This is a genomic window from Aequorivita sp. KMM 9714 (genome assembly GCF_011065475.1).
Classification (GTDB): domain Bacteria; phylum Bacteroidota; class Bacteroidia; order Flavobacteriales; family Flavobacteriaceae; genus Aequorivita; species Aequorivita sinensis.
The window spans coordinates 1,152,336-1,168,586 of the sequence record NZ_JAAGRO010000001.1; the positions used below are offsets into that span (position 1 = coordinate 1,152,336).

General features: G+C 35.5%; 18 protein-coding genes. 6 read left to right on the forward strand and 12 right to left on the reverse strand.

All coding sequences use genetic code 11. The features are described from left to right. Positions 1-3: 3 nt before the first annotated feature. The 4 genes from G3A46_RS05115 to G3A46_RS05130 are packed head-to-tail and all read right to left on the reverse strand — an operon-like array spanning position 4 to position 3,424. Entirely contained in the window at positions 4-414 is a 411-nt protein-coding gene (locus G3A46_RS05115) for a hydrolase (RefSeq protein ID WP_165147004.1), read from the reverse strand. Positions 415-467: 53 nt separating this feature from the next. Beyond that, positions 468-1,058, reverse strand: a complete 591-nt coding sequence (locus G3A46_RS05120) for a thioredoxin family protein (protein WP_139855822.1) — start codon at positions 1,056-1,058, stop codon at positions 468-470. A gap of 35 nt (positions 1,059-1,093) precedes the next feature. After that, positions 1,094-2,611, reverse strand: coding sequence for a 2,3-bisphosphoglycerate-independent phosphoglycerate mutase (gene gpmI, locus G3A46_RS05125; RefSeq protein WP_165147007.1), 1,518 nt, complete (start codon positions 2,609-2,611; stop codon positions 1,094-1,096). A gap of 54 nt (positions 2,612-2,665) precedes the next feature. Further along, on the reverse strand, positions 2,666-3,424 hold the full coding sequence (locus tag G3A46_RS05130) for a M15 family metallopeptidase (protein WP_165147010.1): 759 nt from the start codon (positions 3,422-3,424) through the stop codon (positions 2,666-2,668). A gap of 36 nt (positions 3,425-3,460) precedes the next feature. Between G3A46_RS05130 and G3A46_RS05135 the strand changes: the two genes are divergently transcribed. Then, complete coding sequence (locus G3A46_RS05135) at positions 3,461-3,898, forward strand: GNAT family N-acetyltransferase (protein ID WP_206735957.1); 438 nt, start codon at positions 3,461-3,463, stop codon at positions 3,896-3,898. Here the strand turns inward: G3A46_RS05135 and pepE are convergent. Beyond that, positions 3,890-4,600, reverse strand: a complete 711-nt coding sequence (gene pepE / locus G3A46_RS05140) for a dipeptidase PepE (protein ID WP_165147013.1) — start codon at positions 4,598-4,600, stop codon at positions 3,890-3,892. The genes G3A46_RS05135 and pepE overlap by 9 nt on opposite strands. Positions 4,601-4,725: 125 nt before the next feature. Between pepE and G3A46_RS05145 the strand changes: the two genes are divergently transcribed. From G3A46_RS05145 to G3A46_RS05165, 5 genes are all read left to right on the forward strand, one after another. Next, positions 4,726-5,544, forward strand: a complete 819-nt coding sequence (locus tag G3A46_RS05145) for a carboxypeptidase-like regulatory domain-containing protein (RefSeq protein WP_165147016.1) — start codon at positions 4,726-4,728, stop codon at positions 5,542-5,544. A 171-nt stretch (positions 5,545-5,715) separates the two neighbouring features. Next, positions 5,716-6,216 carry a DUF6702 family protein gene (locus G3A46_RS05150; protein WP_165147019.1) on the forward strand — a complete coding sequence of 167 codons (501 nt, stop codon included), beginning with the start codon at positions 5,716-5,718 and terminating at the stop codon, positions 6,214-6,216. Between the two features lie 9 nt (positions 6,217-6,225). Continuing rightward, complete coding sequence (locus tag G3A46_RS05155) at positions 6,226-8,529, forward strand: M1 family metallopeptidase (protein ID WP_165147022.1); 2,304 nt, start codon at positions 6,226-6,228, stop codon at positions 8,527-8,529. Positions 8,530-8,657: 128 nt separating this feature from the next. Further along, on the forward strand, positions 8,658-8,945 hold the full coding sequence (locus tag G3A46_RS05160) for a twin-arginine translocase TatA/TatE family subunit (RefSeq protein WP_165147025.1): 288 nt from the start codon (positions 8,658-8,660) through the stop codon (positions 8,943-8,945). Further along, positions 8,946-9,515 (forward strand): phosphatase PAP2 family protein, encoded by a 570-nt coding sequence (locus G3A46_RS05165; RefSeq protein WP_165147028.1) that lies wholly within the window; start codon positions 8,946-8,948, stop codon positions 9,513-9,515. It begins immediately after the preceding gene. Positions 9,516-9,650: 135 nt separating this feature from the next. Here the strand turns inward: G3A46_RS05165 and G3A46_RS05170 are convergent, their stop codons facing one another. From G3A46_RS05170 to G3A46_RS05200, 7 genes are all read right to left on the reverse strand, one after another. Beyond that, the gene (locus G3A46_RS05170) at positions 9,651-10,688 is read right to left on the reverse strand and encodes a hypothetical protein (RefSeq protein WP_165147031.1); all 1,038 of its coding nucleotides are present in this window, start codon (positions 10,686-10,688) and stop codon (positions 9,651-9,653) included. A 5-nt stretch (positions 10,689-10,693) separates the two neighbouring features. Beyond that, complete coding sequence (locus G3A46_RS05175; protein WP_165147034.1) at positions 10,694-11,188, reverse strand: T9SS type A sorting domain-containing protein; 495 nt, start codon at positions 11,186-11,188, stop codon at positions 10,694-10,696. Between the two features lie 336 nt (positions 11,189-11,524). Further along, positions 11,525-12,166: an O-methyltransferase gene (locus G3A46_RS05180; protein WP_165147037.1), complete on the reverse strand. Its 642-nt coding sequence runs from the start codon at positions 12,164-12,166 to the stop codon at positions 11,525-11,527. Positions 12,167-12,201: 35 nt separating this feature from the next. Continuing rightward, the gene (locus G3A46_RS05185; protein ID WP_165147040.1) at positions 12,202-13,287 is read right to left on the reverse strand and encodes an amidohydrolase family protein; all 1,086 of its coding nucleotides are present in this window, start codon (positions 13,285-13,287) and stop codon (positions 12,202-12,204) included. 45 nt (positions 13,288-13,332) lie between these two features. After that, positions 13,333-14,118, reverse strand: coding sequence for an SDR family oxidoreductase (locus tag G3A46_RS05190; protein ID WP_165147043.1), 786 nt, complete (start codon positions 14,116-14,118; stop codon positions 13,333-13,335). A gap of 129 nt (positions 14,119-14,247) precedes the next feature. Beyond that, on the reverse strand, positions 14,248-15,690 hold the full coding sequence (locus tag G3A46_RS05195) for an aldehyde dehydrogenase (RefSeq protein ID WP_165147046.1): 1,443 nt from the start codon (positions 15,688-15,690) through the stop codon (positions 14,248-14,250). A 112-nt stretch (positions 15,691-15,802) separates the two neighbouring features. Continuing rightward, positions 15,803-16,231 carry a RidA family protein gene (locus tag G3A46_RS05200; RefSeq protein ID WP_139855836.1) on the reverse strand — a complete coding sequence of 143 codons (429 nt, stop codon included), beginning with the start codon at positions 16,229-16,231 and terminating at the stop codon, positions 15,803-15,805. Positions 16,232-16,251 lie beyond the last annotated feature (20 nt).

The window sequence follows — 16,251 nt, forward strand, 5'->3', positions numbered from 1 at the left end:
TCTTTATTTCAAAAAGGAAAACCACCCTTTCTTTTTAGTAGTATATTTATTAGAAATAGGTTTTTCTCCAACTAGTTCTTGGTAAATTTCTCCCCAACTCTTAAGTCCGCCAACATTTCTGTCGTCAATAAAAATATCTGCGTTTATTTTGCGACTGTGAGAGAGGTTGAATTCCTCTTCAGGAAAGCTGTTGTTGACTGCGTAGAAAACAATACCATTATCCTTGCAAAACTGTACTGCCTCTTCCAATTCCGGACCTTTTCTGTACGTCCATAAAATAAGTCGATGACCTTTATCCTGCAGTTTCTTTAATGTTTCAAAAGCAAAGATGATAGGTTTGCCAATACGAGGGTACTTGTCCTCTACGATGGTTCCATCAAAATCTACAGCAATAGTTATTGTTTCTCCAATCATTTCAATTTTTTTCAAGCTGCAAAATTACAAAGAATTATACCGATGCTAAAGTTTTATTCGGCGTAAGCGTGCTTGTAATTTTTTCCACTCAATATTTTAAGCATATCTTTTTCAACTGTCTCAATTGGGTACTCTACAATTCGACCTAATTCAACTCCATCTTTATAAAATATTATGGTTGGAACGTTAATGATATCCTTTCCATCTTCTAATCCTTGAGGTGTAGTTTTTTCGTCGTTAACATTTACTAGAGTAAGGTTAGATTCGTCAAAACCGGTGTCGTCTAGTATTTTATACAAATGTGGAACATCACGCTGACTATCTTCACACCAAGTACCCATAAAAACGGAGATAGATACATCTTCAAGAAGTGGCTTTAACTCATTTGCAACCTCTGGAGCTGTTCTGTAATGACTATAACCTAAATTATACCATTCTTTAAAAGGCTCCATTAGTAATCCTTGTCTGTTAGATTCTCCTAAAAGCATAACTGTGTCTTCATAGGGAACAGTGTCGTTAATTTTTTTATTACTGTTTTCTGTTGCCATTTCAATTGCGCTGTTTTCAAGTGAATTTTTTTTGTCTTTTGAAGAATTACAGGCTACCAAAAGGGTAGCAGAGAGAATTAAAATTACTTTTTTCATAGTTAAGTTTGATGTTGATTTTTACATTAAATATTTTAAACTAAAGATTTCTGTGTCATTATTTCAGGTTGAGCTACACCCATAATATCTAAAATTGTTGGAGCTATATCACCTAAAATTCCATTTTTAACCGATTTTATATCCTCGTCAACAATGATGATTGGCACTGGGTTAATTGTGTGTGCTGTATTTGGTGAGCCATCTAGGTTTTGCATTGTTTCACTATTTCCATGGTCGGCAATAATTATGGTAGTGTAATGACTTTTTAAAGCTTGGTTTACAATTGCTTTTACACAGTTGTCTACAGTTTCACAAGCTTTAATAGCTGCTTCAAAAACACCTGTATGTCCAACCATATCTGGGTTAGCGAAATTTAAACATATAAACTCTGCGGTTTCATTTTCTATTTCTGGTAAAATTTTGTCACGAATTTCATAAGCACTCATCTCAGGTTTTAAATCGTAGGTAGCTACCATTGGAGAAGGACAAAGAATACGTTTTTCACCTTCAAAAGGAACTTCTCTACCTCCTGAAAAGAAAAATGTTACGTGCGGATACTTTTCAGTCTCTGCAATTCGAATTTGTTTTTTACCGGCTTTCTCCAATACTTCACCTAAAGTATCATTCAAGTTTTCTTTGTTGTAAACAACTTTTATGTTTCCAAAGGAATCGTCGTAATTTGTAAGTGTTACAAAATACAGTGGAAGCGTTTTCATTTCAAAGCTATCGTGGTCTTTCTGAGTTAAAACTTCAGTGAGTTGTCTTCCTCTATCAGTTCTAAAATTGAAGAAAATCACAACATCGTCTGCTTGTATAGTTGCAACTGGTTTACTATCAGAAGTTGTCATTGTAATAGGCTCAAGAAATTCGTCTGTAATTCCTTCCGCATAACTTTCCTCAATACTCTCTACTGCATTTTTTGAAGGTTTACCTTTACCGAAGCACAACAAATCGTAAGCTTTTTTTACGCGTTCCCAGCGTTTGTCACGGTCCATTGCAAAATAACGCCCGATTACTGAGGCTAATTTTCCTCCAGTTTGTTCTAAGTGGTTTTCTAAATCTTCAATAAATCCTTTTCCTGAATGTGGGTCGACGTCGCGTCCATCGGTAAAAGCGTGGACATACATGTTTTTTACTCCCTCTTTTTGTGCTGCTGAAAGTAAGCCTTTTAAGTGCCCAATATGTGAATGCACACCACCATTAGAAACTAAGCCTATGAAGTGTAAATTTCTATTATTCATTTTTGCATACTCAAATGCTTTTTGAAGTTCAGGCTCTTGATTTAACTTTTGTTGTTCAACCGCCATGTTTATTTTGGCCAGGTCTTGATATACAATTCGTCCAGCTCCAAGATTCATGTGTCCTACTTCACTGTTCCCCATTTGTCCGTCAGGAAGACCAACATTCATTCCATGAGTAAGTAGCTGTGCGTTTGGATATTTGTGGTAAAGAGAATCTATAAATGGTGTGTTGGCTTGAGCTATAGCAGATACCTCTGGATTCTGAGAAATACCCCAACCGTCAAGAATCATTAAAAGGACTTTTTTATTCATTTTAAGATTTTTTGTTTGATAATATTAGTTTAAATACTGTAACAGTAAAACTGTTTATAAGCTTCCCTGAGGAAGTAATTTCGGATTTATATCTAAGATGTTTTCAGTGTAGTACCTTTTGATAAAATCATCAGAAAAGTGTTCGCTGCCTAAAAGCTTCTCTTCCGAAAGCATTTTCTTCACATCAATCTTTTCTTTATATTCTTTTAACATAGGAATAGATACTGGAGCATAACTAAAATGCCAAGGTTCGTATTTAAACCCTTTTCGATTTCCATTGTCGGTATAAACCTCATAGAAATCATATTTTTCTGCGTTTTTATTTAGCCAAACTTTAAAGTCGCAATACGGCCCATTTCCATGAAAATTTTCAGGTTGTAAAACACTTGATGGGCGAGGGGCATTAGCATCAATAATATCTAAGTCGGTACCCCAATGATGGCGAGAAGTTCCAGGGATGGTAGAATACTCAATAATTTTTTCGATTGCCTCCATAGGAGAAAGTCCTTTAGAAGTGAAATTTCTATACTTTCTTTCGAAAATCTCCTTTTGACGCTGAAAACTTCGGTATGAAGAAACAACTTCTATATTAAAATTATCCTTTGCAGCCGCTGCTTTCATTTTATTGAAAGCTTCCTTGGTGGTTTTGTGCATTTTGGAGGTATAACTTTCACCTACAATATCAGGATTACCTTTACCAATAAGTTGGTTTCGGGTAAATTCTTCTGAAAAAGTACTAAAAGAAAAATGCGGAAAAATAGCTAAGCTTAGACCTGCAAGACCAGAAATTTTAATAAATTCGTTACGCTTCATTATAGTAAATTATGAAGTTTTAAAATTACCATTATTTTGAAAGATAACGTTATTTCAATCCGCATTATTGAGTCTAAAAATATTTTAAGTATAGTTCCGCTATTACAGAAACTCGGAAACTACACTGTTCCCGAAGATCTTATAAAAGAACGATTGCTTGAAATGGTAGAGCAAAATTATGAGTGCCTAGGTATATTTGACGATGAAGTTTTAATAGGTACCTGCGGCTTGTGGTTTCAAACTCGGCATTATGCTGGCAAAAATGTAGAAATGGACCACGTTATTATCGACGATACCTATAGAGGAAAAGGAATAGGCGAGATGCTAACCAATTTCGTTACAGATTATGCAAAGAAAAAATCATGCAATTGGATAGAGCTGAATAGTTATGTGCATAATTTTCCTTCGCATAAGTTTTTTTACAACCAAGGCTTTGTTGCCAAGGGCTATCATTTTGTGAAAGAGTTAAACTAATTCAGAATTTAGAGCTGTGCCGCTTGAAATTTCATACGGTTTCTTTCCTTGTTTAAACACGCGAGCATCTAAATCACCTTTCAAAATAATTTCATCCCCTTTTACACGTAACCAACTTCCTTCACGAAGTCCAACCACGGGAATGGTGTTTTGAGTGTGAAACTCTGCAATTCTCGTTTCTCGTGTTTCTCCCATGTGTTTGCTAGTAGGATCTGGGTCTAAATAATGAGGATTTAAATTAAAAGGGATAACTCCTAATGTTTTAAAAGAAGGTGGATATACAATTGGCATATCGTTGGTGGTTTGCATAGACACCCCACAAATGTTGCTTCCAGCACTAGTTCCCATATAAGGCATTCCGTTGAAAATAGCTTCTCGAAGCGGTTGCATTACTTCGAACTTATATAGTGCGTTAACTAGTACAAATGTATTTCCGCCACCAGTGAAAACTCCTTTTGCATTTTTAATTGCTATTACAGGGTCTTCAAAAGTGTGAAGTCCGATTACTTTTTTACCTATTTTATCGAATGCTTTAGCAGCCTTTTCAGTATAACTATCGTGGCTAATCCCGCCAGGTCGAGCGTAGGGGATAAAAATAACTTCTTCAGTGTCCTTAAATAATTCGGCCATTTCACCTGTTATATAATCTAAATATTCACCACCGTAAACAGTGCTTGTACTAACTACTAAAAGGTTTTTCATTTTGAATAATTTTTCTTGTCAGCTCTAATAAAATAAGAATGTTGACTTTTAAAGCATGTAAATTTAACCAATGCGAATGGAAACTTTAAATTTTCATAGTCAAAACAAATCCGTATCTTTAATAGATGACAAAAAAACTACTTCTTTTACTTTTCATAATAGTAAGTCCCGCAATATTAGCACAAGAAATTGACCGTGTTAAAGTTTCTGGTAAACTTCACGTTCCCAAGGGTGAAGATGCCGAAGGAATTTCAGTGTATAATATTTCCGCTCAAAATGGAACTATTACTAATGCTGATGGAACCTTTGAAATTGCAATAGCAGAAAACGATAGAGTGCAGATTACTGCGCTGCAATATCAAGCATTTACAGTTGTAATAGATAAAGGAGTTGTGGATAGGAAAATAATGAATATTTTTCTCAATCCTGCAGTAAATCAATTAGAAGAGGTTGTAGTAAGGCCTTATGATTTATCAGGGAATATCAATGTAGACGTAATGAAGATTCCTACGTACAGTGTGGCAAAAGATTGGGATTTGAGCTATAAAGCCCTGGAGTATGGATACAATTTTAAGCCAGATGATAAAACGGCCATTTCTGGAAATGCAGCCGAAGAAGCTCTTCACAGCTACGCACTTAAAAATGGTGCAGATGTTTTAGCTATTTTAGGTGGAGTTGGGCAATTACTATTTCCGAATGGAAAAAAGGTTTCAGTTGTTGAAAAACAAGAAAATGAAAATCTTATAAGTAATAATATACAACAGCGTTTTAGTAAGGAGTTTATAGAAGATAACTTCAATATTCCTCAAGAAAAAGCTGTAGACTTTTTGTTTTATGCACAAGAAAATGGCTTGGATAAGGATTTATTAAAGCCTGAAAACGAAATGCAATTAATGGACTTTCTTCTTGATAAAAGCAAGGAATATAAAAAGCGCGGTGAGTAATTTCCCAAAATTTTCACCTAAAACTTTATGTGAAAAATAAAATTTGAAATTAATTATCTTCATAATTCTCTATTGTCTAAGCCTAATTTAGACCGAAAAAGACAAAAAAAATAATTAGTATTGTACTCTTATTGATAGTAATCTACAGATGTTTTGTCTTTTGATTTTTATATGAAATACTTCAAAATCCTTATTTTATTAATTGCTTTTCCTTTGATGTCGGGTGCTCCGGTTCATAAGTTTTATGTAAGTATTACAAAAATCGAATATGCAAAACAGAAAAATTCTCTTCAGATAATAGCCAAAATCTTCACAGATGATCTTGAAGATGCACTACAACAGCGTTATGATTCTTCAATCTTATTAGGTGGAAAAAATGAATCGCCTAAAGTGGATGAGCTTCTGGAAAACTACCTGTTTCAAAAAATAAATATTAAAGTAAACGGGAAACCGGTGAAGCTTGAGTATATAGGCAAAGAATATGATGTAGATATGGTTGTTTCCTATATTGAAGTGAAAGACATAAAAGAAATAAAGACGATTGAAATTGAAAATAAAGTTCTGACTGAAATTTTTTCAGATCAGCAGAATATTATTCATTTAAAAACACCTAAAAGCCGTAGAAGTTTAATTCTTGATAGGGATGAACCAAGTGGCTTATTAAACTTTTAATTCCTCCAAATGAAATCAACAAACATTCTATTCCTTGCAGTATTATTCTTTTTCTCTGGGTTTGCTTTTGCACAAAATGAATGGGAACCTACCAAAAGAGAACAAGGCCATTACAACACAAACCGATTTAAGCAGCTCAACGAAGAGTTTGCAACACCTAATATGTTTCGAACTGCAAGTGGTGCCCCTGGTCCGCATTACTATCAACAGCAAGCAGACTATATTATGGATATTGAGCTTGATGATGAAAACAAAAAGATTAGTGGTTTTGAAACCATAACTTACAGTAATAATTCCCCTGACGTTTTGGAGTACTTGTGGGTACAACTCGATCAAAACGTGAGAGCAAAAGACTCGAAGTCACCTTTAATTGAGCCTTCAGAAATTTCTCCTGCAAATATGCCTTCAACATTTGTTGAAAATTATATGACTGAAGCTTTTGATGGTGGGTTTAATATACTTGAAGTAAAAGATGCTAAAGGAAAAGCATTGAAATATACTATTAATCGTACAATGATGCGTATTGATATGCCTCAAGCTTTAAAACCAGGAGAAAAGTTTGAGTTCTCTATTAAGTGGTGGTATAATATTAACGACTATATGGTTGTAGATGGAAGAAGTGGTTACGAAACATTTGAAGATGGAAATCGCGGATATGTAATCGCTCAGTTTTATCCAAGAATGGCAGTTTACAACGATGTAGAAGGATGGCAAAATAGTCAGTTTTGGGGAAGAGATGAGTTTGCATTGCCATTTGGAAATTTTGAAGTGAATATTACTGTTCCTGCAGATCATATTTTGGATGCAACTGGAAACCTTCAAAACAGAAAGGAAGTATTCACAAAAGATATGTTGAAGCGTTATGAAGATGCTCAAAAATCTTTCGATAAACCTGTCTTGATTGTAACACAAGAAGAGGCTGAGGCAGCTTCAAAAGGATTTTCTAAAGCAAAGAAAACTTGGAAGTTTAAAGCTGAAAATGTACGTGATTATGCTTTTGCCACATCAAGAAAGTATATGTGGGATATGATGGCGGTAAAAATGGGAGCAGGTTCTGTTATGGCAGTGTCATTATACCCACCGGAATCTAATCCACTTTGGGGCGATTGGTCAACTCGTGCGGTTGCTAGTACTCTAAAAACTTTTTCACGAATGACTTTTGATTATCCTTATCCAAAAGCAATTTCAGTAAGTGCTGAAAATCAAGGAATGGAATACCCGATGATATGCTGGAATTATGGAAGACCTGAAAAAGACGGCACAATAAGAGAGCGTATTAAGTTCGGAATGATAAGCGTAATTATTCACGAGGTGGGACATAATTACTTCCCTATGATTGTAAATAGCGATGAACGTCAGTGGACTTGGATGGACGAAGGTTTAAACACTTTTACTCAATACGTTGCCGAGCAGGATTTTGGAGAAACATACCCAGACGCTATAGCACCACATAAAAAGTACCCGTCGCGTCGCGGTCCAGCAAAAAACATAGTAGATTATATGGCTGGTGATCAAAGTCAGTTAGCACCAATTATGACTAAGGGATTGAATGTTTATAATTTTGGAGCAAACGCATATGGAAAGCCTGCAACTGCATTAAATATTCTTCGAGAAACCGTAATGGGGCGTGAGCTTTTTGATTTTGCATTTAAAACCTATGCTAATCGATGGATGTTTAAGCACCCTACCCCAGAAGATTTCTTTAGAACAATGGAAGACGCTTCGGCTGTAGATTTAGATTGGTATTGGAGAGAATGGTTTTACACAACCAACTATGTAGATATAGGTGTAATAGATGTAAAGAAGTATCACGTAACCTCTAAAATGACCAAAGAGGTAAAAGAGATTATCGCTGAACGAGGAATTCTTGAAACTGAAATTCCCGCAATGGTGTATATGGTTACTGAAGATAGTGAGGATTACGAAGAAAGTATGAAAACTGCTAATCTTAAGGATGTACAACCTTTAAAGGATTATATTGAAGAAAATATTCCAGTAGAAGAAAGAGCAAGTTTAAAAAACCCGAAGTACTTTCATGAAATTACTTTTGAAAAGCCAGGAGGTATTCCGATGCCTATATTAGCTAAGTACACTTATAGCGATGGTACTTCAGAACAAATCACATATCCAGCTCAAATATGGAGAAAGAATGATAGCTATGTAAGTAAAGTTATTGCTTCAGAAAAGGAAATCGTAAAGGTTGAAGTAGACCCAGAGGAAGAAACTGCAGATATTGATACTTCAAACAATGTTTGGCCAAGACAAAAAGAGCTTGGGGCTTTTGAAGAATTTAAAAATAATTCAAGAAAGTAGTAATCTTAAGATTTTTAAAGAGTATCCCTTCTGCGTTATAAAATGTAGAAGGGATTTTTTGTGCAATCATTTTATAAAAACTCCCTACTCATCACAATTAACTCATAACTCATTAGTATATTTGCAGCATGATTTTACAGGCTTATTTTCTTTTCATTAGCGGTGCCGAAATAGGATTTATTCTATTCATCATTCTTTTGGTTTTTGGTGCAGACAAAGTACCAGAGATTGCAAGGGGATTAGGGAAGGCTATGCGTCAAGTTAAGGATGCTACAAACGATATAAAATCTGAAATCACCAAAAGTGCCGAAAAGCAAGGTATCGATATTGATATCACTAAGGACGTTCGCAAAGAAATTGATAAAGTAAAAGAAGAGGTCGATGAAATTACCGGCCCGATTAAGCGAAAGTTTTAAATGTTTGAAAGCCTTAAGCAATGGGATAGAGACCTTTTTGTTTTTTTAAACAGTCTCGGAGGTGAATCTTTTGATTCGTTTTGGCTTTTTACCACACAAATTGAAATCTGGATACCACTTTTTATTTTCTTTGGATTCCTATTCTTTTATTATTACAAAGGTCGAAAGGCATTAGTCGCTTTAACTTTTTTAGTATTAACATTTGCGGCTACTTACTTATTCACTTTAATTGTAAAAGACTACGTAGGGCGTTTACGACCTAATAATGTAGAAGCCTTTACTGAACTTATTCGAATTCTTCAAAAACCCAATAGCTATAGTTTTTTCTCGGGTCACGCTTCGTCAAGCTTTGCAATAACAACCTTTGTTGTATTGATGTTACGCAACTACACAAAATGGATTTACTTAGCTTATATATGGCCAATAATTTTTGTGTTAAGTCGGATATTTGTTGGTGTTCATTACCCAAGCGACATCTTTGTTGGAGCCTTAGTAGGAACTGTATTCGCTTTTGTTTTTTACAAGTTATGTAAAAACATATTAAACAAAGTTGAAGTCGCAAATAATTAAAATGATACCATAATAAAAGCTCTCAGAAAAATGAATTCCTGAAAGCTTTTTAGTACAATTTTACTTTATACTCTGAGAAAAATCACTCCTTATAATGTGATTTTCCCAATGTTAGAAAACCTGACTTTTTAATTTTTATTGATTACCGTAAACCACAAAGGTAAAAGCACTATCACGAGCTACGCCACCGGCAGTTTGAATACGAACGGTAAAAGAATTTGCTCCAGTTGGTTCATAACCAGCAATTTCAGGTGTTCCAAAAGATCCGTTATATGGTGTAACTAAAACAACACAATTATTCATATCTGTTGCATGGTCAAGCACGATATTGTATGTACCTTCTGCTGGGTTTGTAAAAGATGTAATTCCATATCCAGTCTGGATATCATTATATCCTAGCGCAACACTACCAAATGCAATTGGCATAGAGTTACCATAAACTCTATTTAATTCTGGTGCAGTAGTTGTGTGCTGAACTTCCACATTACCCATAGTACTTATATTACCATTTTCAAGGTCAACTCGCATTGTTTTGGTTCCTCCAGAAACAAAGTCAATATCATCCTCTACATCATTATACCCAATACCCCAATTAGGGAAAGAAGGCGAATGTTGAGCAATCATTTTATCAGCATTTGTAGTTCCTGATCCATAAATCATTACAGATCCACTATTGTTACTGTACAATGCCCCTGGAACACTCGCCATTTGAGTTTCCCCCACATTGGTACTGTTAAGATTTACTTGCAGCCAAGGATTAATATTTGCCCAATTTATTCCAACAAGTGGCGAAACGGCACCAATCTTTGCTGAAAATACACCATTGATATCTGTATTAAGGTTTTGGGTTTCATTGTAAACGGCTGGGCCTCCGGCACCATCTCTTATTTCAAATTCTATAGTTACTGCGGCATTTGTCATAAGCGCTCCACCAGCATCTCTTGCAACCGCCTGATAATTTATAAGTTCAGCCGCCGCTGATCTATTTGATGTATTGCTTGAAGCAATGATAGGTTGTTCGTTTTTGTTTTGTTCAACCTGTGAATCCTGTACTGTTTTTGACAAATAACCTGAATTGGATGTAGCTCCTTCCTCGGTAAGATTTTGCGCAATTATTCCTGGAAAGGTCAGTAAACATGTAGCGATAGCGAAATAATATATTATTGTTTTCATAATTTTTATTGTTTGATTATTTTGAATGATTTCGATTTTTTGGTAACACGTTGCTCAATGTTTAGGATATACAAACCGCTACTGTACCCACTAAAGTTGAGGGTTTCATTGGAAGTGCTATCCATAAGTACATTATTATAGACTAGTCTTCCGTTAAGGTCGAAAATTGATATATCGAAAGTTTCGCCTTCCATGTCTTTAAAACTGATGTTTAAATAGTCGGTTACCGGATTTGGATATACCGTTGTGTGGACGTCAAGAGTGAAGTCTTCGTTGCTCAATACCACACCTTCAATAGCGCCAAGCCAAAAACCTTGACCTAAAGATTCACCATTGGAGATATCGCCGATAACGGCTTCCCCGGCGGTAAAGCTTAAGGAGTTTGACGCTCCACTAATGGTTGCGCCAGCACTTGACATTACATCTTGACTTAAACTTTGGGCTTGTGAAAAGCTCAGCGTTATGAGTGCAATAAGTAATAAATAGAATGTTTTTCTCATAATTTGATATTTAAATGATTAATACTGTTTTACGCATTTTTGATTCGTAAGAATTTTGATAAAATGATTGAATCGAATTACCGCTTCAAAAACGCATGGAACTACGAAGCTTTCAAAAGGCAAAACACGGTTTATCTGTGGGTAAACACTTTTCTTGTTTATGGAGTTTGCCTGATTTAAAATAATAAGGAATACCTACTAAGTAATTTGAAGTAAATTTAGGGTATTGATAGTGAGGAGGTTACAGTGTATGTACCAAAGACTAGCACATATGTAACATGCGTAAAAAATTTGGGAGATAAATTGTAGAAGTATGTTTTCTTGAAGTTTGGGAGCTTATTTTACCCGACTAATAGTTAAACCATCTCGAATTGGAAGTAACACAGTTTCTAACCTAGGGTGTGTATTTAAAGCTTGATTGTATTTTAGAAGAGCTTGTGTATCGATATCATCCTTCTTTACTTTTTCAACTACTTTTCCACTCCAAAGTACGTTGTCACTTAAAATTACAGAACCTTTTTTTAGTTTTGGAAGAATAATTTCGAGATAGTTTGGATAGTTGCTTTTATCAGCATCAATGAAAACTAGGTCGAAGGTTTTATCGATTTCTGGAATAATCTCCAAAGCATTTCCTAAATGCTGCACTATTTGATTCCCAAAAGCAGATTCGTCAAAATACTTACGTTGAAAATCGAATAATTCTTCATTAATATCTATGGTATGAAGTTCCCCGTCTTCTTGCATTCCTTCAGCTAGGCACAGCGCAGAATAACCTGTATAAGTCCCAATTTCAAGAACGTACTTTGGCTGAATCAACTTCGATAACATACTTAATACACGACCTTGTAAATGCCCACTTAGCATCCTTGGTGCAAGTACTTTTTGCCATGTTTCACGACTTAGCTTTTGTAGTAATTCAGGTTCAGGTTGTGAATGACTTTCAATGTAATCGTTTATTTTTTCAGGAAGGAAATCCATTTTTTATAGATGTAAGATTGTAGTTATTAATTTAATTATTCGCCAAGAATACGTTTAACAAGTTTTTCTTTAGCAGCTTCATCATCGCCACATAGCCATTGTATTACGTTGTCTTCCCACATAGCATCGACTTCTGTTTGGGTAATAATCTTACGTTCTAAGGCAAGATCTAATATTTTTCCAGGATATGATGATTGTGGAGCACTTTCCATTTCTCCTAACGGATATGGATCGTCAAGTCCTACTAAAACTTGTTTTGCTCCTTGGTTTTTAACTACCAACTCTAATGAGCCTGTATCGTGTACAAGCGTATCGAAGAAGATATTTTTGTGTCCTACAGATTTTCTAGGGTGTGTTTTTCCTTCAAATAAGTCTGGGCGACCGTCAAAACCTTGTATTCTTCTACCTAGGTTTATTTGCGCTAATTGCCCTCCGTGTGCGAAACAAGTACGCATACCAGGGTATTTGTCGGCATAGCCATTTAGCGTTAAAAAGTGATAAGCATCGGCGCATTGTGCCAACATCCAGATAAGGTGAAAACGCCAAGCTGTATTTTCTAATTTTATAAATTTTTCACCATCATAAGGATGGATTTCTACAGCTAAATTATATTTTGAAGCAAGCTCAAATATCGGTTCATTTTCCTCGTCAAAAATACAGCGCCATGTACCGATAGTATCCATATAGTGGGTAGGTAAACACAAAAGTTGCATTCCTAGCTCTTCAACACAACGCTCTATCTCCCACAAAGCACCTCTTACGAATCCAGGGTGTACAACAAAACCACAAGTGAATTTTGAAGGATTGTTGTGTTGTACTTTAGCGTTGAAATCGTTTTGAAAACGAAGCGCTTTTTTCATTTCCTCAACGCGTAAACCGTTTCCATAAAGTTGTGAAAGATTTAAAACCACAGCGTGGTCTATCTTAAAACGCTCCATCCATTCTAGCTTTTCATTTAAAAAGAAACTAGAGTCTGTAACAGGGCGACTCCAATCTTTTTGAAGCATAAACTTTCTGTCTTTATCTACCCAAAAAATTCCCTTGTCCTGCATAAATTGAGGAATTTCTTCTGGATAGGGTAGAAGGTGAGAATGGCCATTAATGCGGAGTTTTCGTTTCATATCATTTCACTAAGTTGGAGAGTAATAATTATTTTGAAGTTAAATTTACAAACTTTTGGTTCTTCCACCATCTACTGGAAGGTTAATCCCATTAATGTAGCTAGCGGCTTCACTCGATAAAAAAGCTACTGCATTTGCAATCTCACCAGGTTGTGCAAAACGTCTTGCTGGCACAAGGTTTTTCATAGCCTCGGCAGCTTCTTTTTCTGTTTTATTCATTCTTTTAGCAGCATTTGCAACTATATCGTTTAGTCTATCTGTAGCAGTAAATCCTGGTAAAACGTTGTTTACAGTTATTCCGAATTGCCCTAACTCATTTGCCATGGTTTTACTCCAGCTTGCTACAGCTCCGCGAATGGTATTACTTACTCCCAAATTATCAATAGGTTGTTTTACAGAAGTTGAAATAATATTTATTATTCTACCATAATCCGCTTCTTTCATTCCTGGCACTACAGCCTGAGCTAAAATCTGATTGCATATAACGTGCATTGAAAATGCTTTCTCAAATTCATCAGGTTCTGCTGAAAATATAGGGCCGCCTTTTGGTCCACCCGTATTATTAACTAAAATGTGAAAAATCTTGTTTGAAACGGCAACTTCTACCTTGTCTTTTAATTGCTGCGGATTTGTAAAATCTGCTACAAAATAATTGTGCTTCTGACCTTTGTCGTGTGGAAGCTCAATTAAAGTTTCTTTTAGTTTAACTTGATCTCTTGCAACCAAAGTAACTGTAGCTCCAAGTTTAGCCAATTGTATTGCAGTTGCCCTTCCTATGCCTGCAGTACTTCCGCAGACTAATGCGTTTTTATTTGTTAAGTCTATATTCATATCTATTTATCAAAGCGAGTGCAGTCGTAACCAATTCAATTGTCTTTCAACTTTTATAAGGCACCTCGACTGCGCTCGAGGAAAATTTATTTTAATTTTTTAGGTTCAATATTTATTTCGTGTTCAACTTCATTCGTATCTAATACACACATTCTTTGCTTCAGTGAAAAATCTCAAAGCTTCAAATCCCCCTTCACGTCCCACACCGCTGTCTTTTACACCACCAAATGGAGTTCGTAAATCGCGGTTAAGCCATGTGTTAACCCAAACTATTCCCGCTTCAATCTGTTTAGAAATTCGCATGGTACGATTTAAATCTGAAGTCCATAAAGTAGAAGATAAGCCATATTTAACTGAGTTTGCCATATTTAACACTTCTTCTTCAGTATCAAAAGGCATAATGGTTACAACAGGCCCAAAAATCTCTTCTTGGTTCACACGACAATTATTGTCGAAAACCTCAATAACTGTAGGTTCTAAATAATATCCGTTTTCAAAATCTTTTACATTAACTCGATTTCCACCGAAAAGTATTTTTCCACCTTCTTCTTTGGCGAGTTTAATATAAGATTCAACTTTTTCTAAGTGAGGTTTGGAAACCAGAGCTCCTATGTTTGTTTCAGCTTCAAAAGGATTTCCAACTTTTAGTTGTTTTACCTTTTCAACAAAGTCTCTTTTAAATTTTTCAAAAATTGGTCTTTCAACAAATATCCTACTTCCACATAAACAAATTTGACCTTGGTTAGCAAACGATGAGCGTACAGTAACTTCTAGCATTTTCTCATAATCGCAATCGGCAAAGATGAGGTTTGGATTTTTGCCACCTAATTCTAACGACAATTTCTTGAACATTGGAGCGGCAGTACGAGCAATATGTTCGCCAGTTTTTGTGCCACCAGTAAAGGAGATTGCTTTAATGTTTTTATGGGTTACTATTGCTTCTCCCGCAGAAGGACCTAAGCCGTGAACTATGTTCAGAACACCTTTTGGTAAACCAGCTTCCGTACAAATTTTTCCTATGAGAAAGGCGGTCATTGGGGTTACTTCACTTGGCTTAGCAACTACCGTATTTCCTGCAGCAATTGCAGGTGCAATTTTCCATGTAAACAAATATAAAGGTAGATTCCAAGGTGAAATGCAGCCTACAACTCCAAGGGGTTGGCGAAGTGTAAAATTCATAGTATTTAACCCAACACTTTCATGAGCTTCACTTGAAAACTGAGTGATGGCATTTCCAAAAAATCTAAAATTTGATGATGCTCTTGGGATGTCAACAGACAAAGCTAAACTTAATGGCTTCCCATTGTCTTTTGCTTCAGCTTCAGCTAAATCAACTAAGTTTTCTTCAATTAAATCTGCAATTCTTAGAAGAATACGACTGCGTTCGTCTATAGTTGTATTACTCCATTTAGGAAAAGCTTCCTTAGCGGCTTTATATGCATTTTCTATATCGTCCTGATTGGAATTTGCAATTTGAGAATACACTTCTCCATTGGAAGGATTATAATTATCCAGCCATTTTTTTGAGAGTGGCTCAACGTATTCGCCGTTTATATAGTTTAGAATTTTCAATGTCAATTTATTTTCAATTTTATCCTGTTCCCTCAATTTAATTTTGAAAGGAACATAGCAATCTTCTTTTAACCTACATGGAGGTTTGCGATAACTCTTAGTAGTTCTTTATTTAGCTTTTTACTGGCTTATATGCCATAGCCTTAATCTCGATCACTAAATGTGGGTGCGGTAATTGATGTACTGCAACAGTTGTGCGCGTTGGTCCGGTTTCTTTGTTGAAATATTCTGAATATACTTGATTATAACCTCCAAAGTCATTCATGTTTACCAAAAAAGTAGTGATATCAACCACATCGGCCATTGTTGCTCCTTCTGTTGCTAAATAATCTTTTATATTTTCTAATACAGCACGAGTTTGCTCTTTAATGTCGAAATGCATTGTTCCCATTTCGTCAATTTTATTTACGCCTGCAAAAGTATTGTCTGGCAAACGTGAGCTTGTGCCACTAATAAAAATAAAGTCGCCTACGCGTTTAACGTGTGGATATGCACCTCTCGGGGTTGCTTTTCCTTCAACTAATTTGCTGCTGTTTCCCATTATTAATTTTTTTATTGAAT

What these genes read in the sequence shown, in the direction of transcription:
- G3A46_RS05180 (WP_165147037.1), bottom strand. Translation starts at nt 12,166, where the DNA reads ATGGATTTCCTTCCTGAAAAAATAAACGATTACATTGAAAGTCATTCA.
- G3A46_RS05155 (WP_165147022.1), top strand. Translation starts at nt 6,226, where the DNA reads ATGAAATCAACAAACATTCTATTCCTTGCAGTATTATTCTTTTTCTCT.
- G3A46_RS05175 (WP_165147034.1), bottom strand. Translation starts at nt 11,188, where the DNA reads ATGAGAAAAACATTCTATTTATTACTTATTGCACTCATAACGCTGAGC.
- G3A46_RS05185 (WP_165147040.1), bottom strand. Translation starts at nt 13,287, where the DNA reads ATGAAACGAAAACTCCGCATTAATGGCCATTCTCACCTTCTACCCTAT.
- G3A46_RS05160 (WP_165147025.1), top strand. Translation starts at nt 8,658, where the DNA reads ATGATTTTACAGGCTTATTTTCTTTTCATTAGCGGTGCCGAAATAGGA.
- G3A46_RS05165 (WP_165147028.1), top strand. Translation starts at nt 8,946, where the DNA reads ATGTTTGAAAGCCTTAAGCAATGGGATAGAGACCTTTTTGTTTTTTTA.
- G3A46_RS05145 (WP_165147016.1), top strand. Translation starts at nt 4,726, where the DNA reads ATGACAAAAAAACTACTTCTTTTACTTTTCATAATAGTAAGTCCCGCA.
- G3A46_RS05115 (WP_165147004.1), bottom strand. Translation starts at nt 414, where the DNA reads ATGATTGGAGAAACAATAACTATTGCTGTAGATTTTGATGGAACCATC.
- pepE (WP_165147013.1), bottom strand. Translation starts at nt 4,600, where the DNA reads ATGAAAAACCTTTTAGTAGTTAGTACAAGCACTGTTTACGGTGGTGAA.
- G3A46_RS05190 (WP_165147043.1), bottom strand. Translation starts at nt 14,118, where the DNA reads ATGAATATAGACTTAACAAATAAAAACGCATTAGTCTGCGGAAGTACT.
- gpmI (WP_165147007.1), bottom strand. Translation starts at nt 2,611, where the DNA reads ATGAATAAAAAAGTCCTTTTAATGATTCTTGACGGTTGGGGTATTTCT.
- G3A46_RS05150 (WP_165147019.1), top strand. Translation starts at nt 5,716, where the DNA reads ATGAAATACTTCAAAATCCTTATTTTATTAATTGCTTTTCCTTTGATG.
- G3A46_RS05130 (WP_165147010.1), bottom strand. Translation starts at nt 3,424, where the DNA reads ATGAAGCGTAACGAATTTATTAAAATTTCTGGTCTTGCAGGTCTAAGC.
- G3A46_RS05200 (WP_139855836.1), bottom strand. Translation starts at nt 16,231, where the DNA reads ATGGGAAACAGCAGCAAATTAGTTGAAGGAAAAGCAACCCCGAGAGGT.
- G3A46_RS05120 (WP_139855822.1), bottom strand. Translation starts at nt 1,058, where the DNA reads ATGAAAAAAGTAATTTTAATTCTCTCTGCTACCCTTTTGGTAGCCTGT.
- G3A46_RS05170 (WP_165147031.1), bottom strand. Translation starts at nt 10,688, where the DNA reads ATGAAAACAATAATATATTATTTCGCTATCGCTACATGTTTACTGACC.